This window comes from Nostoc sp. JL23, assembly GCF_017115065.1.
Lineage (GTDB): Bacteria > Cyanobacteriota > Cyanobacteriia > Cyanobacteriales > Nostocaceae > Nostoc > Nostoc punctiforme_A.
This window is the reverse complement of sequence record NZ_JABXKN010000099.1, coordinates 1-21,867: the sequence shown is the minus strand read 5'-3', so window position 1 is coordinate 21,867 and position 21,867 is coordinate 1. Positions and strand designations below refer to the sequence as shown.

Genomic DNA, 21,867 nt, shown 5'->3' with positions numbered 1-21,867 from the left:
TCACTGGTGGATTAAAATCGGGGCTTAATCGTAAGTGATTTACCGAACATGATATTATACTCCAGACACCTTTGTACTTGGAATTTAAATGCACCTTATGGACACTTCCTCCTACCTCATCATGGTTTTATGTGGGGTTGTGGGTGTTTTCTTTCCCATCAAGATTTGTAATTAGTATTCAACTGGATATGATATCAGAAAGTTTGCGGAACACCAGTGGTTCAACCCTGTGATATCTGATACAAGTAAGTTATGATCGTGGACATTAACTTTTTATTGTTCAGATGTCAGCTAAAATCATCCTTACCGTTATTCAAGGACAATTATTAGGACAGCAATATATTTTTGATTGCCGCAGTAGCTGCATAATCGGTAGAAGTGCAGATTGCAATCCCCAGTTACCAGATGATGAAAATCATCGGGGCATCTCCCGCTATCACTGTCTACTAGATATTAATCCTCCTGATATTCGGGTGCGGGACTTTGGTAGTAAAAATGGCACTTACATTAACGGTAAAAATATTGGACAACGCCAACGAAATCAAACGGCTGAAGAAGCTGTAAAAGTCCAGTTTCCAGAGTATGACTTACAAACAGGCGACGAAATCAACTTAGGTCACACTGTCTTTAAAGTTAGTATAGAAGTACACCATAAAGAGATAAATCTACCAACCCTCATCCCTGACGATGTTACTGTCAACAATAACCCGCTAAAACAGGCTTATTTCTTAGATATCATCAAATATTTTCTCAATTTAGCTGAGAGTGGCGATCGCAACCTCAAAGCAATTAGCGGTTATAATCTTGTCAAACTTCTCAGCACTAGTGAATTCGGGGAAGTTTATTTAGCACAGCATAATCAGTCTGGCAAGTTCATAGCCTTAAAGGTCATGTTACCAGCAGTGGCGGCGAATGACTTCGCTGTGCAGATGTTTCTCCGGGAGACGGAAAACACTAAGGCTTTGCAACATCCTCATGTAGTGCAACTGATGGATTGTGGCTTCTCGGACATCATCTTCTTTTTTACAATGGAATATTGTGAGGGCGGTACTGTATGGGATTTCATGCAACAACTGGATGGTCGATTGTCTGTTGATATTGCTGTACCGATTATTCTGCAAATTTTAGACGCTTTAGAATATGCCCACAATGTTGAACTGCCTTATGTCAAACTGGCTGATGGTAAATTTGGCAAAGGTAAAGGTATAGTTCACCGCGACCTCAAACCGAGTAACATCTTCCTGACTAATATTGACGGAAAACTGGTGGCTAAAATCGGTGATTACGGCTTATCTAAGGCCTTTGACTTAGCTGGTTTAAGTGGTCAAACTTTGACTGGTACTCAAGCTGGTACTCCCGTTTTTATGCCGCGACAACAGGTGCTTAACTTTAAATATGCCCAGCCAGAGGTAGATATTTGGGCAGTTGCGGCTTGTCTCTACAATATGCTAACAGGTTGTTTCCCCCGCAACTTCACAGGCGATCCCTTTCTGGCAGTTTTACAAAATAATCCCATACCAATTCGCCAACGAGATGCAACAATTATGCAACCCCTAGCGCAGGTGATTGATTTGGCGTTGATTGATAAGCCAGAAATCCACTTTAAGAGTGCAGCTGAGTTTAAGCAGGCGTTGTTAAGTGCGTTGTCATAGTAGAGTTTACAGGATTTTTTATCTATTTAATCCACATCTGTCGTCGGGGCGTCCCGCAGGGATGAAATATTTTTTTATTGCTAGTTCCTAGAACGCACGGCGTAAATAAATCATTCAAAATCAATCAAATCCTTGCGGTATAGGAATTACGAATTATGTAGCTTGCTTCTCGCCGGAGGTGAATATTCCGAATTACGAATTCCGCATAATGGTGACAGCTAATTGAAAGCGTCAAAATAGAAGACACAGGCTTTGTACAAAAAGCCTTGCCTTGATTAACGGAGTTATTATCAGTGGTATTACAAGTACAAACAAGCGCCTACGAAGCTAAAACCCAAGAAATTGCTAAACAACTTCTAGCCGCAACGCAGGAAAATCGTTCGTTTTTTTCTTCCCTGCGGGATCAAATGCGTTGGGATGATAAATTACTAGCTTGGGCGATGAGTAATCCTGGCTTGCGGGTGCAACTATTTCGCTTTATAGATACGCTACCTGCTTTGCACAGTAAATCAGAAATTGCCTCACATTTACAAGAATATTTAGGCGATGAATCTGTAGAATTACCGTCAGCTTTGAAGGGGATGCTAAACTTTGCTAACCCCGACTCGATGCCAGGACAAGTTGCAGCTACAACTGTTGGGACAGCGGTTGAGACGCTTGCCCATAAATATATTTCTGGGGAAAATATTAAACAAGTCATCAAAACAGTTGAACGCCTACGAAAAGAAAAAATGGCTTTCACCATCGACTTACTTGGGGAAGCCGTAATTACCGAAGCGGAAGCGCAGTCTTATCTAGAACGCTATCTAGAATTAATGCAACAATTGGTGGAAGCATCAAAGAATTGGGCAGTTATTCCGGCGATTGATGAGGCTGATGGCGAACCAATACCCAAAGTTCAGGTTTCTGTTAAATTAACGGCGTTTTATTCCCAATTTGACCCATTAGATGCTAAAGGTAGTGAGGAGCGAGTTAGCGATCGCATTCGGATTCTCTTACGTCGTGCTAAAGAATTGGGCGCAGCTGTACATTTTGATATGGAACAGTATGCCTATAAGGATATAACTCTCAGCATCCTGAAAAAACTGTTACTAGAAGAAGAATTTCGGCAACGCACAGATATTGGCATGACAATTCAAGCATATCTGCGTGATAGCGAACAAGATACCGAAGACCTAATTTCCTGGTTGAAACAGCGTGGTTATCCTCTGACAATTCGCTTGGTGAAAGGCGCATATTGGGATCAAGAAACTATTAAAGCAGCCCAAAAGCATTGGCCACAGCCAGTCTACAACGACAAAGCCGCAAGTGATGCTAACTTTGAAACCATCACTCAGTTGTTGCTAGAAAATCATCAATATGTCTATTCTGCCATTGGTAGCCATAATGTGCGATCGCACTCTCGCGCCATTGCCATCGCTGAAAGCTTAAATGTCCCCCGCCGTCGCTTTGAATTACAAGTCCTCTACGGTATGGGTGATAAAGTTGCCAAGGCATTGGTTGACAAAGGTTATCGAGTCAGAGTTTACTGTCCCTACGGTGAATTGTTGCCAGGAATGGCGTATTTAATCCGGCGGTTGTTGGAAAATACAGCTAATAGTTCTTTTTTACGGCAAAATCTCGAAAATCGACCAATTGAGGAATTATTAGCAGCGCCGATTGTCAAAGAAGAAAAAAACTCTTTAACTCCTAACTCCTCACTCCTAACTCCTCACTCCCATTTCCTCGGTGCAGCTGATACCGATTATGCGGTGGAAGAGATCAGAACGAAAGCGGCGCAAGCTTTCCAAAGCGTTCGTCAACAATTGGGTAAAACTTATTTGCCGTTAATTAATGGGGAATATGTTAATACGCCGGAATTTGTTGATTCTCTCAACCCTTCTAATTTCAGTGAAGTAGTTGGTAAAGTAGGCTTAATCAGCGTTGAACAAGCTGAACAAGCCATGCAAGCAGCCAAAGCCGCATTTCCTGGGTGGAAGAAAACACCAGCTAAACAACGCGCTGATATTTTGCGGAAAGCGGGTGATTTGATGGAACTCCGCCGCGCTGAACTTTCAGTTTGGATAGTTTTGGAAGTTGGGAAACCAGTTAAGGAAGCTGATGGAGAGGTTTCGGAAGCGATAGACTTTTGTCGGTACTACGCTGACGAGATAGAACGGTTAGATAAAGGTGTGAATTATGACATATCTGGTGAAACAAATCGTTATATATACCAACCACGCGGTATTGCTGTCGTGATTTCTCCTTGGAATTTCCCGCTCGCGATCGCATGTGGAATGACTGTTGCAGCCTTGGTTTCAGGGAATTGCACTCTTCTCAAACCTGCGGAAACATCTTCTGTAATTAGCGCAAAACTCACAGAAATTTTAATAGATGCTGGTTTTCCCAAAGGTGTCTTTCAATACGTGCCAGGCAAGGGTTCGCAAGTCGGCGCATACTTGGTAAATCATCCAGATACTCATGTAATTGCTTTTACTGGTTCTCAAGAAGTGGGCTGTAGAATTTATGCAGAAGCAGCAATATTAAAACCTGGACAAAAGCACATGAAACGGGTGATTGCTGAAATGGGTGGCAAAAATGCCATCATTGTCGATGAAAGTGCTGATTTAGACCAAGCAGTTGTAGGAGTAGTGCAATCGGCATTTGGTTACAGCGGCCAAAAATGTTCTGCTGCTTCCAGGGTGATTGTGCTCGAACCAATTTATGATGCCTTTGTGCAACGATTGGTGGAAGCGACAAAATCCTTGAACATTGGAGAAGCAGAGTTACCGAGTACACAAGTTGGGCCAGTCATTGATGCTAATGCCCGCGATGGCATCCGCGAGTATATTGAGAAGGGTAAGGCAGAAGCAGAAGTGGCGTTGGAATTACCATCACCCGAACAAGGATATTTTATCGGGCCAGTCATCTTTAGTGAAGTCTCACCAAATGCGGTAATTTCCCAGCAAGAAATTTTTGGTCCTGTGCTGGCGGTAATTCGGGTGAAAGATTTCCAGGAAGCGTTAGCAGTCGCCAATGGTACAAACTACGCCTTAACTGGCGGACTTTATTCTCGAACACCTTCGCACATTCAGCAGGCGCAGACAGAATTTGAAGTCGGCAATTTGTATATCAATCGCAATATTACCGGAGCGATCGTTGGACGGCAACCCTTTGGTGGATTCAAACTTTCTGGAGTCGGTTCTAAAGCAGGTGGCCCTGACTACTTACTGCAATTTTTAGAACCACGCGCGGTGACAGAAAATATTCAACGTCAAGGTTTTGCACCAATTGAAGGAGCAGATTAAACTAACGTGAATTCCACGGTTTACATAGTGTCCGCCTAATTAGCCCAATCAAAACACCTCTCCCTGATTTTACTACGTAAAACCCTCCTTCTCCAAGTCCTACGGTGTACACATATCTTGGTAATGAAGCCCCAATCCTGGATTTACCCCCCTTAATCCCCCCGATGCATTGGGGAGAAATATCCAGTTCTCCCCCTTACCAAGGCTATCCATTAATCACATCTTTCTTAACAAAGCTGAAAAGCTGATAATTGGCGGTTTTCACGGTTATGATTGATTAGTCAACTTGACAAATGAATCAATAGGTGGATTGCATGAGAAATGTGCTGGTGTGACCTACCGTTTCCTTCATTGCTCTAATCGGTTTGGTGGGCTAATTTCCAGGTTGCGGCGATATCGTGTAATCGTCGCAATCTTCTCCAAATGGTCTTAACTCCTGGCTCTCCATCGCCTTTACGACCTAAAAAACCACCGAGCAGGGCAATCATGCGTATAAATAGTTCCCAGACAAAATGATTGTTTTGTGTTGGGTTGCGTTTTACTTAACCCAACCTACATTTTATTTGTGAGCTATCAAATACTAAAAAGGGGCGGGCTTTTCGGCCCACCCCACAAGAAAATGATAAAGAGTGAATAACTCTTGGTTAATATCGAATTCGTGGGTCTACATAAGCATTTAAAATATCAATCAAAATGCTGGCACTCACAACGATCGCACCAAAAAATACTAGCACTCCCTGGACTGTGGGATAATCACGATCTGCGATCGCTTGATACAATCGATTAGCTAACCCAGGCCAAGAAAATGTTACCTCTGTCAAAATTGCCCCACCCAACAGAGAAGCAAAAGTTAATCCCAAGACTGTAATCACTGGAATTAGCGCATTCTTTAAGGCATGGGAGGCTAAAATCTTATTTTCACCAATACCTCTCGCTCTAGCGGCTTCTACATAATCTGCTTGCAAGGTTTGCTTTAAATTCACTCGCACAATTCGTTCAAAAATCCCACTGAGCAAAATTCCTAAAGTGAGACTCGGTAGGGCAAGATGGTGCAAAGATGCCAAAAACTGGGTGAAATTTCCACCGAGTAGGCTATCAATTGTATACAATCCAGTGACAGGAGTGGGAGCCGGCAGATTGGGCGGAAAGCGGTTGGAATTAGGAAACCAACCCAATTGGACTGAGAAAATCAACTGCAATAGCATTCCCGCCCAAAACATCGGAAGTGCGTAGGTGATGATACCAAATAAGCGCCCGCCGACATCAAAATATGTCCCAGGACGAGAAGCAGAAAGAGTCCCAACCGCAATTCCGACGATGAGTGCAACCGCCATACTACATACTGCTAACTCCACCGTCGCCGGGAAATATTGCCCAATGATATCCCAAACATTTTGTCCCCGGCTCATTAAAGAGGTTCCCAAGTCAAAGCGCAGTATGCTTCCCAAATAATTTAGATACTGTAGCCACAGGGGAAGATTTAAACCGAGTTGTTTTCGCAATTCTTCTTTGGCTGCTTCTGGCGCACGTCCACCAAGAATTGCATCTGCTGGATCTCCTGGTGTTGCTCTTAGTAAAAGAAATACAATGGTGATGATCGTTAATAGCTGAAGTGGCGCAAGAAGCAAGCGAGAAACAATGTAATATTGTAAAGCTTTAGAACGAGACATAAGTAATTTAAATTTTAAAATTCACAAAGCACTTTTGGGAACTATTTTAGCTATCAAATAGATAGATATTGAACAAGAAATTTTTTATCGAATAGTCAAAAGTCAATAGTCAATAGTTATTACTAATGACTAATGACTAATGACTAATGACTACTTTTTAAGTGTCTGGTAAAGTAAAATTTGGGTAGGGTTAAGTTTTACGCCATTAACACCATTTCGGGCAAATACATAGTCTTTGTTTTGCCATAAGGGAACGTAAGGTACATCAGTAGTAACTTGCGTTTGAATTTCGTTAAAAATTTTCTGACGCGCTTCAGGTTTTTGTTCTTTGCGTTGCCCATCAATCAATTTATTTATGGCTTCGTTATAGTAGAACGAACCCTGAGTTTGACTGCCTCCATCTTCGCATCCTTTAGCAACAGAACCTTTGTCACAAGATAAAAATGGTTGGACGTAATTATCTGGATCTAAAAAGTCTGGATACCAATCAAGTAAAGCTGCCGGATACAAACCTTTGGCAATGTCTTTAAAGAAGGCAGGCCCTTCCGCTTGGGTAACTTCAAATTGCAGTATTCCATCCATTTTGACATCCACAAGGGATTTGAGTGTCTGCGCTGCCAAACTCCGAGTAGGTGAACTAGAAGGATACCAAACTTGCACTTTTGCAGGATTTTCTTTGGAGAAGCCAGCAGTAGTTAATAATTTTTTAGCTTGATCGAAGTTAGCATCGCCATATTTATCTTTGAATAATGGCACAGAAACTTTAAATGTCGTGGGAATCATGCTATAAAGCGGATCTGCTTGACCAAGTAAGACTCGCTCATTTAAAAGTGGACGGTCAATTATGGATGCGATCGCTTGTCTTACCTCTAATTTATCTAAAGGCTTTTGATTCCGGTTTAATACCAGATAACTTACTACACTACCTTCTGCTGCGATCGCTTGCCAATCCCCTTTTTTTCCACCTTCTTCTAAGCTCCGATTTTGATCTGGTTGCAGTGACAGATAAGCTACATCGACTGCACCTGTACGAAAAGCATTAAACAAATTAACTGGACTAGTTTGAATTTGGAGATTAACACCCTTGTTAACTGGTTTTTCTCCCCAATATTTATCAAACACATCAAATCGGATAGAATCAGTACCATACTGTCCTAATTTGTAAGGGCCAGTTCCCACAAAAATATTCGGCTTGAATCTACCAGCGCCGACTTCGTAAGCTTTTGGCGAAACTGCACAAATTCCAGGAAATGCCAGCAGTGAGGGAAAAGCTGCAAAGGGCTTTTTGAGCTTGATTGTCAACTCATACTCGCTTGTAGGTTTTATCGAATCTACTATATCAGCTAGTAAGAATGAGGGTTTTCCTTTATTTTCAATAAAGCGCTGAATGGTAAAGGCCATTGCTTGAGCATTGAAGGGAGTATCATCATGAAAAACTACTCCCTGGCGTAAGGGGATGGTATAAGTTAGGCCGTCTTGACTAACTTTGGGTAATGCTGTAGCTAATTGGGGTTTAATTTCGGTGCTTCCTGGTTCGTAATTATAGAGGCGATCGCTCATATTAAACACCAAACCTAAAGATGCTAACTCATAAGCATCAGCCGGATCGAGGGTTCTTGGCTTGGCTGTTGTACCGATAGTAATACGACCATCACCTGTAGGGGTATTTACAGAACCAGATAGCGGCGTAGTTGACTGCGGACGAGGAGCGCAACTAACAACCAAAAATAAACATAAACAGAACAAAGATAGGAATTGTGTAATCCGACCCCACTGTTTCACGAACAAGGAAAACCAGGTCATAGCAATAATATATTTGATCTCAGCGGTCAGCAATTTTACTACATTTGTGACTCTTATGCTGAATCTTTACAATTTATAGTGGTTCCTGTTTCGATGGAACACTCCGTAGCCATCTAAATCAAAAAGTTGTGGCGGATACTCAACTTCATAATTAAGTTTATTGCTACTGTGCGATATTTACGATGGGCTACGCCTATGCAATATTTTGTTACAAAAAATCATTGATAAAATACAGAATTTGATATTTAACATTTGTTAAGTATTGAAAAGTTTTTATTTAATTAAAATTTTCAACATTGGCTATATTTGTCGTAAATTCACAGTTACTAGGAAAATAGGTCTTGTTAAGCTTTGACCTTAGCCCAAGCAAGTAGTGTACGTTGAGATTTTACCTGTTGCTGCTTGGGAACAGACACCGATAGAGCGGTTTATCGTCAAGATTGGCTGTATTGTCAAAAAGAAGAGTGTTTGAACATCAGCGACTAAAGCGATCGCGATATTGTTAACAGCAGATTGAAAGTCTAATAGTGAGACTAAGACCGTGAAGTATTTCTTTCTATCTGAGGGATGGGCAGTTGCAAGAGTCTGGGCATCTGATGGACTCTGGCAAATAACTGCATGGCGACGCCAACCAGATATTCAGCGAATGAATATTTGTATAGTCGAAGAAAATGAATTGCTCTGGCTTTATCGAGTTGAAGAAGCCGTTTTAACCGTGGAAGTGAAGCCAACAACACCAGCAATTGCCAGTCAACCCATCGGCCAAGTAGTACTCAAGCGTCTGATGAGCGCCGAACAGGTAATCGAACGCCTGGGTACAGCTGAGGCGAAGTGTCAACTGCAAAATATCCAGTTGGTGGTTCAGTAAATATGGGGCATGGGGCATGGGGCATGGGGCATAGGGCATGGGTCATGGGCATGGGAGAGTATTCTTTTCCCTGCTCCCTCTTGCTGGAGCTTTTTCTGTTCAATGCCTAATGCCCAATTCCCAATGCCCAATGCCCAATTCCCCACTCATAGTAAAGAAAAGATAAGCAAATTTAATCCCCGACGGGTATTGGTAGCGAAAAAACTTGGAGATGCTACGCGATCGCATCAATTTACACGCTTGCAAACAATTCCATCAATAGTTACACTTTTTAAAACATTCTCATTTTTGCTTGGCGATGGCTACCCTACATAGGTAAACCTCCCGAAGCGAGTAAGCATTGCCAAAGCACCCAGGCTGTCTGATTTATTAAGACTATGCTGTGGTGATACTCTGGCTCTGGCAATAACAAAAAACAAGAGAGAGTTTTATGAGTGGCGATTTTCGTCTCTCATAACCTCAGTAAGAAAATTGCTTTGTAAACTAACTCATCGAGGAGGAGCGTAGTCGATGGGACTACCCTGGTACCGAGTACATACAGTCGTTCTGAATGATCCAGGGCGACTGATTTCTGTACACCTAATGCACACAGCCTTAGTAGCAGGCTGGGCTGGTTCGATGGCACTCTACGAACTAGCTGTTTTTGACCCTAGCGATCCAGTTCTCAACCCGATGTGGCGTCAAGGAATGTTCGTCTTGCCGTTCATGTCACGTTTGGGCGTTACTCAATCTTGGGGTGGTTGGAACGTTACTGGTGGGCCATCAACCGATCCTGGCTTTTGGTCATTTGAAGGCGTTGCTGCCGCTCATATTGTTCTTTCCGGTCTGCTATTTCTAGCCGCCGTATGGCACTGGGTTTACTGGGATTTGGAACTCTTTAGAGATCCCCGCACTGGTGAACCGGCTCTCGACTTGCCAAAAATGTTTGGCATTCACCTGTTCTTATCTGGTCTGCTTTGTTTTGGATTTGGTGCTTTTCATGTCACCGGACTATTTGGGCCGGGGATATGGGTTTCTGACGCTTATGGTATAACTGGCGCTGCCCAGGCAGTAGCACCAGAATGGGGTCCAGATGGTTTTAATCCCTATAACCCTGGTGGCATTGCGGCTCACCACATTGCCGCTGGTGTTGTTGGTATTATTGCAGGCTTATTCCACCTCACAGTTAGACCCCCCGAACGGCTCTACAAAGCCTTGCGGATGGGGAACATTGAAACAGTACTTTCTAGCAGTATTGCAGCAGTCTTCTTCGCTGCTTTCGTTGTTGCGGGTACTATGTGGTACGGTAACGCCGCCACACCCATCGAATTGTTTGGCCCTACCCGTTATCAATGGGATCAACGCTACTTCGGTCAAGAAATTCAGCGCCGCGTCCAAACAAACGTTGCTGAAGGTGCAACCCTTGAGCAAGCTTGGTCGCAGATTCCTGAAAAATTGGCTTTCTACGATTACGTCGGTAATAGCCCCGCTAAAGGCGGTCTATTCCGTACAGGGCCAATGGTGAAGGGTGATGGTATTGCCCAATCTTGGCAAGGTCACGCCGTATTCAAAGATTCTGAAGGACGGGAATTGACCGTGCGTCGTCTCCCCAACTTCTTTGAAACCTTCCCAGTGATTTTGACTGATGCAGATGGAATTGTCCGCGCTGACATTCCCTTCCGTCGGGCAGAATCTAAGTATAGCTTCGAGCAATCTGGTGTTACCGTTAGTTTCTACGGTGGCAATCTGAATGGTCAAACCTTTACAGAGCCAGCTGATGTGAAGAAGTATGCCCGTAAAGCTCAAGGTGGTGAAATCTTTGAATTTGACCGAGAAACCTTGAATTCTGATGGTGTATTCCGCACCAGTCCTAGAGGTTGGTTTACCTTTGGACACGCCGTATTTGCTCTGCTGTTCTTCTTTGGTCATCTCTGGCATGGCGCTCGGACAATCTACCGAGACGTATTTGCTGGTGTTGACGCCGATCTTGAAGAGCAAGTTGAGTGGGGTCTGTTCCAGAAAGTGGGTGACAAGTCAACCCGCCGGAAAGAAGCCCTTTAATTTCAGTGCTGAGTAAAGAAGTGCTGAGTTCCGAGTTAAGGCTCTGACTCAGCACTTAGCACTCAGCACTCAGAACTTTAATTACTGGCTGGATAAAGAGGAAATCGTAATAATGGAAAGCGTTGCGTACATCTTGATTTTTACTCTGTGTATAGGTACTCTCTTCTTTGCGATCGCATTTCGCGAACCACCTCGCTTTGAGAAACCAAAAGATAAGTAGATCCTATCCACAGACTTTTAAGCGGATTTAATCTTAATATCCGTTGCTACTAAGTATGGTGGCAACGGATATTATTGTATTCATCCTTGGTTGGTTTTCACTACTAAGTAAATGACAAATCATTTTTATATTGTGATATAATTTCCAATCTTGGGAGTAGATATGTGTTAATGCTAGCTTTTCTGCGCTAGGATGAAAAAGGATCTTTTGTGTAAGCTGCCATAGTAATGCTTACATAACGCATCGCGCCTGTCGCACCACCTTTACGGAGACTAGAACCAGGAACAAATCAGCATGGTCAATCAGAATTTAACCGCTACAGAAATTGGATTCACTCACGAAGATTTCGCTGCTCTACTTGACAAATACGATTATCATTTTAGCCCTGGTGATGTTGTACCAGGAACAGTTTTCAGTATAGAGCCGCGCGGCGCTCTGATTGACATTGGTGCTAAAACCGCAGCATATATTCCTATACAAGAAATGTCTATTAACCGGGTCGATAGCCCGGAAGAAGTATTACAGTCAAACGAAACGCGCGAATTTTTCATCCTTACCGATGAAAATGAAGATGGTCAATTAACCCTTTCCATTCGCCGTATTGAATATATGCGGGCTTGGGAACGCGTGCGGCAGTTGCAAGCAGAAGATGCTACTGTCCGTTCTGGCGTGTTTGCAACCAATCGCGGTGGAGCATTAGTACGAATTGAAGGATTACGTGGGTTTATTCCAGGTTCCCACATCAGTACCCGCAAACCTAAAGAAGAATTGGTAGGCGAGGATCTGCCTTTGAAATTCCTAGAGGTAGATGAAGAACGTAATCGCCTCGTTCTATCTCATCGTCGGGCGCTGGTTGAGCGTAAGATGAACCGCCTAGAAGTCGGCGAAGTAGTAATTGGTACTGTTCGTGGTATCAAACCCTACGGTGCTTTCATCGACATTGGCGGCGTCAGTGGTCTACTACACATTTCTGAGATTTCTCACGAACATATTGATACACCTCATAGCGTGTTCAATGTCAATGATGAAGTGAAAGTTATGATCATTGACTTGGATGCAGAAAGGGGTCGCATTTCCCTATCTACCAAGCAGCTAGAACCCGAACCCGGCGACATGATTAAAAACCGGGATTTGGTCTACGATAAGGCAGAAGAAATGGCTGCTAAGTATCGCGAACAGCTATTAGCCAAGCAGCAAGGTGCTACTGCTGCGGCTGCACCTGCGGAAGTGATTGCAGACGAAGATGATATTCCACCAGCAACGGAACTTGAAGAAGATATTCCACCAGCAGCAGAACTTGAAGAAGATATTCCAGTAGTTGCGGCAATTGAAACAGAGATTCCAGCAGCGACGGAAACTGAAGAAGAAATTCCAGCAGCGACGGAAACTGAAGAAGAAATTCCAGCAGCTATTGAAGAATAATAGATTTTTTATAGTTTTACTTGTCTTTAAGTAAGAGTATTAAATCTTTTTATAAAGAGGGTTTTTCCCTCTTTTTTTATGTGGAGAATCGTTAAAAGTGAAGAGTTGGGAGTAGTTAGAAGTTAAATATTATGGCAACCATTAAATGTAGAAATATCACTTTTGATAATATCCAGGCAATTTTGTTTGACAAAAACGGTACTTTAGAAGATTCAGAAACGTATTTGCGATCGCTAGCACAAAAAGCCGCAAGATTAATAGATGCTCAAATTCCTGGAACTGGGGAACCCCTATTAATGGCATTTGGCATCAATGGCAATTTTCTAGATCCCGCAGGTTTAATATCAGTAGCAAGCCGCCGCGAAACAGAAGTTGCGGCTGCGGCATATATTGCTGAAACTGGAAGAGGATGGTTTGAGTGCTTAAAAATAGCCCGTCAAGCCTTGGATGAAGCGGAAAAATACATTGGACAAACTCCTTCACCCCTCTTTGTAGGTAGCCTAGAAATTTTGAAATACCTGCGGGAGGGTGGGCTAAAACTTGGCATCCTCTCAGCTGCGACAACTCAAGAAGTACGTAATTTTGTAGCCAATCACCAGTTAAGCGATTATATCCAGTTAGAAATGGGCGTAGATGAAGGGCCGAGTAAACCAGATCCGGTGCTATTTTTGCAAGCTTGCGAAGCTTTGGGAGTTGAACCGAACGCTACCTTGATGGTGGGTGATGCAGTCGGTGATATGCAAATGGCGCGTAATGCTAAAGCCGCAGGTTGTATTGGGATCACTTGGATAGGTAAGTCAGATAATGTCCGAGGTGCAGATGTGGTGATTAATCAACTTGATGAAATCCAGATTTTAAAGGATTAATTGATATATAGCAGTCCTAAATCATTCGTGAGAAATTTGGAGACAATGGGGCGAATATAATAATATAATTGGCTTCCAATACGGTTCGGATAAGGTTTTTTGATGACACGCCGCTAATCGCAAAGATGCGATAATCAGTCCTTTGTAGAGACGGCGATTTATCGCGTCTCTTGCCTTAACCGAACCATATTGATAGCAATCCTGAATTATTTGTAACAAATAAGATCCCCGACTTCTTAAAGAAGTCGGGGATCTGCACATTTCAATCCTCACAAATCAAATTTATTTTTCCTCTTTCTTTTCGCCCAAATTGGTTATCTTTGTATTTTGCATAAGGATATAGTCTTCCTGATTCTGTCTTTCTTCTTTCTTTTCTTGTACAACTTGAGTGGCATATATTTCCACATCTCGCTGAATAATATCTTCTACATGACTTCCAAACAGATTAAATGCCTGTTCGTGGCTTGGATAATTACGATAAGGGCCCGTCAACTGTGAAAATTGCCATCCTTGGGTTTTCAAAGATTCGACTGTTCGACGATAGTGCCGCCAGCGTTCTCCATAGTGAAAAAACTCTTCAATGGCAGCACTAATCGCAACTATTTGGCTCAAACCAAAAGTCGACCACATAATTATATCCCTATTGTTAGGTTTGAAATTAGTGTTAATGTTTAGACTTACTAATGCTGGGAGAATTACACCACCAATAATAGTTGTTACCCGTAAAAAATAATGGCGATCGCGCGATAAATTCGCCTTACCTTCCATCCAGAGTACTTGGTCTAACCAGCGCGATCGCAAAAAATGTTTTTGCACATCACCTAAGTTAATACCTGCAAATAACTTGTTAAAATCTTCTTTTAAAAATTCTTTATAACTATCTTTTTTTGCCATTTTTTACTCCTAATTAGAAAGTAACTCCTTAATTTTTGCATAGTGTCTCGTAGAGAAGTGCAGACTACACTTACACTCAAGTTTTTTACGATTATTTTGCTTGCTAGGAAATTTTTGATGCACAAAGGAATAGCTTCTTGTTTGTTAGTATCATAAATTATGATTTTGCACTTTATTTATGGACAAGAACGCCAGTTTTTAAGTTAATCTGAATAATTAGATTTTAACTATAAGTTCCTGCTCTCTCACTTGTTACCGCCACAGGTTCTGACTCTATATCCTCTATCTTATTAAACTCTCCAGCGCGCCAGCTATCTGTTGTATCCTTGATAAAACTGGCAATTGGGATCGCAATTAACAAACCCAGTACTCCTCCCAACTTTGCGCCCAGCAACAAAGAAATCACCACCCATACAGGATTTAAGCCAGTCAAATTGCTGAGAATTCGAGGTGCAATAATATTAGAATTAACTTGGTCGATCGCAACAGCTACACCTAAGACTTCCACCCCTAACCAAAAATTTTGCAGCGCTACCAATAAACTTACTATGGCGATACCGACTCCCGTACCAAAGGGGAAGAGTGAAAATAAGCCAATGCCAATACCAAACAGTAGAGCCAAGGGAACTTGCAGCGCTAAAAAAACTAATGTAATTGTCACCCCTAACACAGCTCCTAATGTTGCTTGACCGATGAAGTAATTGTGAAAATCCTCTCGCAGTAATTCCCGTACTCTTGACCCAATACTAGGGGGAAACCACTGAAAAATTCCATCCCAAAGACGTTCACCGTTCAATATTAGGTAGATAGTCAACACTACAGCCAGCAGCACATTGAGAACAATACCAATGGTATCGACAGCAAAACCAAGAATTCTACCAGTGAAAGACTGAAGTTGGTTAGATAATCGTTCCAGAACTTGGGTAAATAAACCACTTAAATTAATCGGAAGTTGCTGTTGACTTAACGCCCAATCTTGAAAAGCTTGCAGCTGCTGAGTACCAGAATCAATCCAACTCGGCAAAATATTAGCCAATTCTACGAGTTGTTGAATAATCAGGGGAACCAAGGTGATACCTAAAGCTACTAAAACCACCAGAGTCAAAAGCAACACTCCTCCGATCGCTAAGTTAGGTTTCACCCCTTGTTCCTGGAGAAACTGGATTGGATAGTTCAAAACAAAAGCTAGCAGGATGGCGGCGGCAATAATGCTAACCAAGGGTTGAAAATACTGTATAACCTGGAGCAATAGCCAGCCGTTGAGAATGGCAATGGGAAATGCCAATCCTATAGTTAACCATCGCGGCAGTTTGTTTGCTGATTGCATTAGTGATGACCCCATAAGAGTTCGTTCTAACTTTATTTTGGCTTCTTGGGATGTGGGGAGTGGGGGATGAGGGAGATGGGGAAGAAGAATTAATAATCAATGCCCAATGACAAATGACAAATGACTTATCCCCAAATTATGTTGGATTTTTCTCAATAAAATCCAACATAATTTTCTGATGCATTGCCCCTAAAGGTCGCACTTCGCCAGCATTTTGTGAATAACAGTTACCTTGGCGAATATTTTCTGGTGTAAATAACGCCATATCCCAGCCCTCATTCAGAACCAGTTGATTTAATTCCACCAAGAGTGGTGCATGAAAGACATGACGGACAACTCTTTCGTTGGGATAACAGCCAAATTCAAGAAAGGGTGGTAAATCATAGCCGATTTCTTCTAAAATTTCTCGTTTTACCGCTATATCTGGCGTTTCACCAGGTTCAATGTGACCGCCAAACAGGGCCCAGTAACCAGGGTAGAGAATACCGGGGATGTTGTCACGCAGTTGCATGAGAAACTTGTTTTTCTGGTAGAGAATTGCGATCGCTACGTGCACCTGTTGATTGTTCATATCTTTATTTTTAATTATTGATTATTCTTCTTCTAAATAAACTTCCCCCAATTCTTTGCCAGCTAAAGGAATACTTCGGTAGCGAACTTTACCCTTAATTACAACTTCTGAACCTTCACCCAGATTCTTTTGATTGGTGACAACCCAAATTTTGCCCGTTGAGTCCTTAATTTTATAAGCCCACTGTTTGATCAGGGGAGCTTGCTTTTCTACCTGACCTTGGATGTAAACTATAGCCTGATTATCTTGTTTTGCTTTAATCTCTCCAATTGGAGTGACATTTTTACCAATTTTTAAGCCAGCACCACGCAAACCAGGCGATATCAAGTTACCACAACTACAAAGTCCTGTTATCAGGAAAAAAGTCAACCCCAAGCGGTAAGGAACAATACTGTGTCCGTACAAGAACGAAAGAGATAAATTTCTTATTTGTCGCATAAAAGCCACCGATTTATTTATTTTGGACATTGGGCATTGGGCATTGGGCATTGATTATTCTCCTCTGCTCCCCTGCCCCTCTGCTCCCCTCCCCCACTCCCACTCCCACTCTCCCAATTCTTTATTCTTCAGATGATGCCGTTGATCTGAGAAAATAAACATTATGGATTTACTGTGAGAGAAACGCTACGACACCAAACAGCAACACAATAATAGTCGAAAGTCAAGAGTTAAGAATCAATATTTTCATTTTGGACTTTGGACAAAAAGCGAACATAGCTGGGAATTTTCATGGAAACAAAAACTGCCAAACTCCTTGATGGGAAAGCTTTAGCTGCAAAAATTCAGCAAGAACTTGCTGTTGCGATTACACAATTACAACCAAAAATGGGACGACCACCTGGTTTAGCAGTGTTGATGGTTGGTGATAACCCAGCATCAGCGGCTTATGTACGCAATAAAGAAAAAGCCTGCGCTAAAGTTGGGATCGCTTCTTTTGGTAAGCATTTTCCTACCCAAACTACCCTTGAGGAGTTAGAAGAGGTAATTGCTGCACTCAACCATGATGAAAGAGTGGATGGCATTCTTGTGCAGTTGCCCTTACCTAACCACCTGGATGCTGTAACTCTGCTACATCAAATTGATCCCGATAAAGATGCTGATGGACTGCACCCAGTTAACTTGGGGCGACTAGTAAGGGGAGAAACTGGTTTACGTAGCTGCACTCCGGCTGGTGTGATGCGGCTTTTAGAAGAATATGAGATTCCTTTGCAGGGAAAACAGGCAGTAGTTGTGGGGCGCAGTATTTTGGTGGGTAAACCGATGGCGCTGATGCTATTAGAAGCTGATGCCACAGTCACCATCGCTCACTCGCGATCGCATGACCTGAAAACCATCACCCAAAACGCTGATATTCTAATTGCAGCAGTAGGTCGTCCCGGATTGATCTCTGCTGATATGGTGAAACCGGGCGCTGTTGTGGTAGATGTGGGAATGAATCGCGTCACCGATGCTAATGGCAAAAGTCGCCTCATTGGCGATGTCCATTTTGAATCAACCGCTGATGTAGCAGGATTTATCACCCCAGTTCCTGGTGGTGTTGGCCCGATGACTGTTGCCATATTGTTGGAAAATACATTTGCTAGCTATTCCAGAGCGGCAAAAGAAGAAAGAGAGTGAAGAGTTAAAAGTTATTCTTAATAACTCTTAACTTCTAAATCCTGTACAGACGCGATTAATCGCGTCTCTGCTCCTAACTCTTCATTTTTTTCAGCCCCACAGCACCTTAAAATTGTGACGTATAAGGCAAAAATCGCAAAATGTCAGGAATTAAAGAATGGTAGCAACTGATAACGTGCAAAAGACACCACCAGAGGAAGCCACATTTAACTTAGCAGGCTATCTAAAAGAGCGACAAAAGCTTTGTGATAATGCTTTGGATCGGGCTATCCCAGTCATTTATCCAGAAAAGATTTATGAGGCGATGCGCTACTCGTTATTAGCTGGAGGTAAGCGTGTACGTCCCATTCTTTGCCTTGCCACCTGTGAAATGATGGGTGGAACCATTGAAATGGCCATGCCAACAGCTTGTGCTGTGGAGATGATCCACACAATGTCGTTGATTCATGACGACCTTCCAGCGATGGATAATGACGATTACCGTCGTGGAAAGCTGACGAATCATAAAGTCTATGGTGAAGATGTCGCGATTTTGGCTGGGGATGGCTTGTTGGCTCTTGCTTTTGAGTCTGTTGCCATTCAAACCCCCCAAAGCGTTAAGAGAGAGGTGGCCTTGCAGGTTGTTGCCCGTCTTGGCCGAGCATTGGGGGCAGCTGGTTTGGTCGGCGGTCAAGTTGTCGATTTAGAGTCGGAAGGTAAATCTGATATTTCCTTAGAAACCTTAAATTTCATTCATAAACACAAAACAGCAGCCCTTTTGGAAGCTTGCGTAGTTTGTGGCGGGCTGATTGCTAATGCATCACCTGAAGATGTGCAACGACTAACTCGTTATGCTCAAAATATTGGACTAGCATTCCAAATTATTGATGATATTTTGGATATCACTTCTACCCAAGAGCAATTAGGTAAAACAGCTGGCAAAGACGAAAGAGCTAAGAAAGTTACCTATCCCAGCCTTTGGGGACTTGAGGAATCGCGCTCAAAAGCCCAAGAGCTAGTTAAAGAAGCTTGTGTGGAATTAGAACCCTTTGGAGACAGAGCTATACCACTCCAAGCGATCGCTCATTTTATTACCAGCCGTAATAACTAGTAACGCTTTGGGTAATTCGTAATTCCTATACCGCAAGCGTTTCATTGATTGGGAATGGGTAGTTTATTTATTACACCATACTGTACTACTACTGCCCAGCGAAATTAAAAATTCACTGATTCAAAATTACAAAAGCTTATTTGATAAGCCTTTAGGTTATTTTGAATCGTTGGTCTTTTTCCAATGTGGTAAATTAATTTGGGAATTTTGGGTTGAATCTAAATGTTTCCTCAACCAACAACTGCTGCTAATATTTACTAACCTAACCAAAATACCATGCAGGACATAGGCAACATTTTAGACAACCGGGTGCTGCTGGTTGCTCTGGTAGCTTGTTTAATTGCTCAAGCATTAAAGCTCGTAGTTGAGATCGTCAAACATCGCAAACTGAATGTGCGTGTTTTGGTGACAACCGGAGGTATGCCCAGTGCCCATTCGGCTCTGGTTACGGCTCTAGCCGCTGGTGTAGGGCAAACACTGGGTTGGGCATCTCCTGATTTTGCCGTTGCGATCGTTTTTGCCATCATTGTCATGTATGATGCAGCCGGAGTTCGTCAAGCAGCTGGTAAGCAAGCTCGTATTCTCAATCAAATGATTGATGAATTATTTCATGAAAAACCAGATTTTAGCCAAGACCGTCTGAAAGAATTACTCGGACATACACCAGTTCAGGTAATCGCCGGATCGGCTTTGGGTATAACCATCTATTGGTTAGCTAGGTCTGCTTATTGAACTAGAGCAATAAATCTTTGTTTGAACGGCTATTAATAATTGGTAACTGGTAATTTGTCAATAAAATTTGGATTTTGGATTTTAGATTTACCCCGTGAAGAAATTCAGGGAATTAAGGATGAAAGGATTTGTTCCAAATAACTTGTTTCTCACAGAGCGAATATAAATATGTTCGCTTAAAACCTTTTTAAATTTTGAATTTAAAATCCAAAATTTAAAATCTAAAATTCGGTTAATTGACAAATTTACCAATCTGGTAGCTCGCATCAGTATGCCAGTAAACTTAATATCACTAAAACCGCACAGTTGAGCGCAGCAGAATCACCTTACGGCTATCTACTAGACTGGCAACGAAACCGCCATTGTTTAGCTTTTGCAATGTATTATACGCTTCAGTTTGGTTAGTGGTATAAACTGCTAGCAAGTAAGGGCGTTGTCCATAAGAAACAAAACCGACGTTACCTCCCACCACTTGCTGCACATTATTTACTAGTTCTGGACGGTTGTAATAATCTACCAGCACTGCATAACCTTCTCCTAATGCTTGAGGATTATAGCTGACTGTCTGCTGAGGTGGTTTTTTTGGCTGTGACTGTGGCTGCGGCTGCACATCTGCCGTTGTCGTCGGTCGAGTTGTAATTATGGCAGATAAGCCAACAATATTGCTGACATATCTTGCCCAACGATTGGCATCGTCAATTTTATTAAAACCCCCGACTCGCGTCACGGTTTCGTTGAGATATTTGCAGGTGATAGTTTTAAGTTCAGGTGGTAAGGCGCTACGTAACTGCTTTTGATTATTTGCTGTGGGACTGACTACTAATAAAAGATACTCACCCGCATTTGGTGGTTGACAAGAGGGAATGGTTTTTTGAGCAAGTACAGAACTCATACCACCAATCAACCCTATAATCGCTAATCCTAAAACACTTGGTAAATTCTGAAATCTATGCACAAAAGTTAGATTATGTAAATTAAGGTGTCTTAGAAGATTTTATAAGAAAAAAGCTTAAAACCTAGCTACTTCAGTATGGTGATGAAATATGTGTCAAAAAATATATTTTGTTACTCAAAAATAAAGTTAGGGAGTGGGGAGGAGGCAGAGGGGCAGAGGGGCAGAGGGGCAGAGGGGCAGAGGAGCAGGGGAGTAAGGGGAACAAGGGGGATAAGGGGACAAGGGGACAAGTATCTCCCTGTCTCCCACATCTTCCTTGTCTTTTCTCCATGCCCAATGTCCAATGTCCAATGCCCTATGCCTAAGATACGGTAGCTAACGATGTTAAAGCATCTGGTATTGCCTCAGAAGGAGCCTGGAATTCTCCAGTGATGACGTACTCTAAACGCAGTTTTAACCAAGTAATAAATTGAGGATTTGTAGAAATAATTGCGACTGCTGGTTGGGGACACTTTGCTTTTAGCTCTTTAAACTGCGGTGTTTCCAAGAAAGCTGGTTGTTCAACCAACCAAAAATCTATTTGTTTTTCTTGTTCGTGGTAGTTACGGGTGCGTTCTTTGAGAACTTCGTGTATCGGTTCTTCTTGGAGAAGAAAGCGCTGACTTGCCAAAACGTAATGGTATGTTTGCATTTTCATCCTTTGGTTGCTATGTGAATAATTTCAGGGCACAGTGACTCTGTACCCTTACAAACTAACTTTTGTGGGATTTATTGAACCAAGAACTGAACGGACAAGCACTTTTCTGGTTTTCAGATTTTGTCTGTTTGCCACCAGATGTTAGCTTTTCCAAGAACAGATTATTGTCGAAGTAGTGTTCTAAGGAAATAACCTTCAAGTCATCGGTAACTTTTG

Annotated in this window: 19 protein-coding genes and 2 pseudogenes; 11 read left to right on the top strand and 10 right to left on the bottom strand. The window is 42.4% G+C overall.

Going from position 1 to position 21,867, the window contains the following annotated elements; genetic code table 11:
• Positions 1 to 284 precede the first annotated feature (284 nt).
• Together HWQ42_RS20105 and pruA are read left to right on the top strand one after the other, a co-directional pair.
• A complete protein-coding gene (locus HWQ42_RS20105) occupies positions 285 to 1,652 on the top strand; it encodes a protein kinase (RefSeq protein ID WP_292815411.1) in 1,368 nt (455 codons plus the stop codon).
• A gap of 293 nt (positions 1,653 to 1,945) precedes the next feature.
• Positions 1,946 to 4,939, top strand: coding sequence for an L-glutamate gamma-semialdehyde dehydrogenase (gene pruA, locus HWQ42_RS20100; protein ID WP_292815408.1), 2,994 nt, complete (start codon positions 1,946 to 1,948; stop codon positions 4,937 to 4,939).
• A 356-nt stretch (positions 4,940 to 5,295) separates the two neighbouring features.
• Here the strand turns inward: pruA and HWQ42_RS20095 are convergent.
• From HWQ42_RS20095 to HWQ42_RS20085, 3 genes and pseudogenes are all read right to left on the bottom strand, one after another.
• A pseudogene (locus tag HWQ42_RS20095) lies at positions 5,296 to 5,433 on the bottom strand (IS4 family transposase); the annotation flags it as partial.
• Between the two features lie 150 nt (positions 5,434 to 5,583).
• Positions 5,584 to 6,609 (bottom strand): ABC transporter permease, encoded by a 1,026-nt coding sequence (locus tag HWQ42_RS20090; protein WP_292778588.1) that lies wholly within the window; start codon positions 6,607 to 6,609, stop codon positions 5,584 to 5,586.
• Between the two features lie 150 nt (positions 6,610 to 6,759).
• Positions 6,760 to 8,412 (bottom strand): ABC transporter substrate-binding protein, encoded by a 1,653-nt coding sequence (locus HWQ42_RS20085; RefSeq protein ID WP_292815404.1) that lies wholly within the window; start codon positions 8,410 to 8,412, stop codon positions 6,760 to 6,762.
• 541 nt (positions 8,413 to 8,953) lie between these two features.
• Here HWQ42_RS20085 and HWQ42_RS20080 point away from each other — a divergent pair.
• The 6 genes from HWQ42_RS20080 (at position 8,954) to HWQ42_RS20055 (ending at position 13,828) form a co-directional block, all read left to right on the top strand.
• On the top strand, positions 8,954 to 9,280 hold the full coding sequence (locus HWQ42_RS20080; protein ID WP_292741696.1) for a hypothetical protein: 327 nt from the start codon (positions 8,954 to 8,956) through the stop codon (positions 9,278 to 9,280).
• Between the two features lie 102 nt (positions 9,281 to 9,382).
• Complete coding sequence (locus HWQ42_RS20075) at positions 9,383 to 9,595, top strand: hypothetical protein (RefSeq protein ID WP_292741698.1); 213 nt, start codon at positions 9,383 to 9,385, stop codon at positions 9,593 to 9,595.
• A 195-nt stretch (positions 9,596 to 9,790) separates the two neighbouring features.
• Positions 9,791 to 11,320 carry a photosystem II chlorophyll-binding protein CP47 gene (gene psbB, locus HWQ42_RS20070; RefSeq protein ID WP_292815402.1) on the top strand — a complete coding sequence of 510 codons (1,530 nt, stop codon included), beginning with the start codon at positions 9,791 to 9,793 and terminating at the stop codon, positions 11,318 to 11,320.
• Positions 11,321 to 11,432: 112 nt separating this feature from the next.
• On the top strand, positions 11,433 to 11,540 hold the full coding sequence (locus HWQ42_RS20065; RefSeq protein ID WP_084227385.1) for a photosystem II reaction center protein T: 108 nt from the start codon (positions 11,433 to 11,435) through the stop codon (positions 11,538 to 11,540).
• A 294-nt stretch (positions 11,541 to 11,834) separates the two neighbouring features.
• A complete protein-coding gene (locus HWQ42_RS20060) occupies positions 11,835 to 12,962 on the top strand; it encodes a 30S ribosomal protein S1 (RefSeq protein WP_292815399.1) in 1,128 nt (375 codons plus the stop codon).
• A gap of 131 nt (positions 12,963 to 13,093) precedes the next feature.
• On the top strand, positions 13,094 to 13,828 hold the full coding sequence (locus HWQ42_RS20055) for an HAD family hydrolase (RefSeq protein WP_292815396.1): 735 nt from the start codon (positions 13,094 to 13,096) through the stop codon (positions 13,826 to 13,828).
• A gap of 282 nt (positions 13,829 to 14,110) precedes the next feature.
• Here the strand turns inward: HWQ42_RS20055 and HWQ42_RS20050 are convergent, their stop codons facing one another.
• From HWQ42_RS20050 to HWQ42_RS20035, 4 genes are all read right to left on the bottom strand, one after another.
• On the bottom strand, positions 14,111 to 14,722 hold the full coding sequence (locus HWQ42_RS20050) for a DUF4231 domain-containing protein (protein ID WP_292815393.1): 612 nt from the start codon (positions 14,720 to 14,722) through the stop codon (positions 14,111 to 14,113).
• A gap of 223 nt (positions 14,723 to 14,945) precedes the next feature.
• Positions 14,946 to 16,049: an AI-2E family transporter gene (locus HWQ42_RS20045; RefSeq protein ID WP_292815390.1), complete on the bottom strand. Its 1,104-nt coding sequence runs from the start codon at positions 16,047 to 16,049 to the stop codon at positions 14,946 to 14,948.
• 136 nt (positions 16,050 to 16,185) lie between these two features.
• On the bottom strand, positions 16,186 to 16,620 hold the full coding sequence (locus HWQ42_RS20040; protein ID WP_292815387.1) for an NUDIX hydrolase: 435 nt from the start codon (positions 16,618 to 16,620) through the stop codon (positions 16,186 to 16,188).
• Positions 16,621 to 16,641: 21 nt separating this feature from the next.
• Positions 16,642 to 17,109, bottom strand: a complete 468-nt coding sequence (locus HWQ42_RS20035; protein WP_292815384.1) for a hypothetical protein — start codon at positions 17,107 to 17,109, stop codon at positions 16,642 to 16,644.
• Positions 17,110 to 17,349: 240 nt separating this feature from the next.
• On the opposite strand from HWQ42_RS20035, the gene folD reads away from it, so the two are divergent.
• The 3 genes from folD (at position 17,350) to HWQ42_RS20020 (ending at position 20,059) form a co-directional block, all read left to right on the top strand.
• Positions 17,350 to 18,237, top strand: coding sequence for a bifunctional methylenetetrahydrofolate dehydrogenase/methenyltetrahydrofolate cyclohydrolase FolD (gene folD / locus HWQ42_RS20030; protein WP_292815382.1), 888 nt, complete (start codon positions 17,350 to 17,352; stop codon positions 18,235 to 18,237).
• 157 nt (positions 18,238 to 18,394) lie between these two features.
• Positions 18,395 to 19,327 carry a geranylgeranyl diphosphate synthase CrtE gene (crtE, locus tag HWQ42_RS20025; RefSeq protein ID WP_292815379.1) on the top strand — a complete coding sequence of 311 codons (933 nt, stop codon included), beginning with the start codon at positions 18,395 to 18,397 and terminating at the stop codon, positions 19,325 to 19,327.
• 276 nt (positions 19,328 to 19,603) lie between these two features.
• Positions 19,604 to 20,059: a divergent PAP2 family protein gene (locus tag HWQ42_RS20020; RefSeq protein ID WP_094350479.1), complete on the top strand. Its 456-nt coding sequence runs from the start codon at positions 19,604 to 19,606 to the stop codon at positions 20,057 to 20,059.
• Between the two features lie 292 nt (positions 20,060 to 20,351).
• Here HWQ42_RS20020 and HWQ42_RS20015 read toward each other — a convergent pair whose 3' ends face one another.
• From HWQ42_RS20015 to HWQ42_RS20005, 3 genes and pseudogenes are all read right to left on the bottom strand, one after another.
• Positions 20,352 to 21,014: a hypothetical protein gene (locus HWQ42_RS20015; RefSeq protein ID WP_292815377.1), complete on the bottom strand. Its 663-nt coding sequence runs from the start codon at positions 21,012 to 21,014 to the stop codon at positions 20,352 to 20,354.
• A gap of 301 nt (positions 21,015 to 21,315) precedes the next feature.
• Positions 21,316 to 21,645 carry an MgPME-cyclase complex family protein gene (locus HWQ42_RS20010; protein ID WP_292815374.1) on the bottom strand — a complete coding sequence of 110 codons (330 nt, stop codon included), beginning with the start codon at positions 21,643 to 21,645 and terminating at the stop codon, positions 21,316 to 21,318.
• A gap of 61 nt (positions 21,646 to 21,706) precedes the next feature.
• Positions 21,707 to 21,867: pseudogene (locus HWQ42_RS20005) on the bottom strand (SnoaL-like polyketide cyclase); the annotation flags it as partial.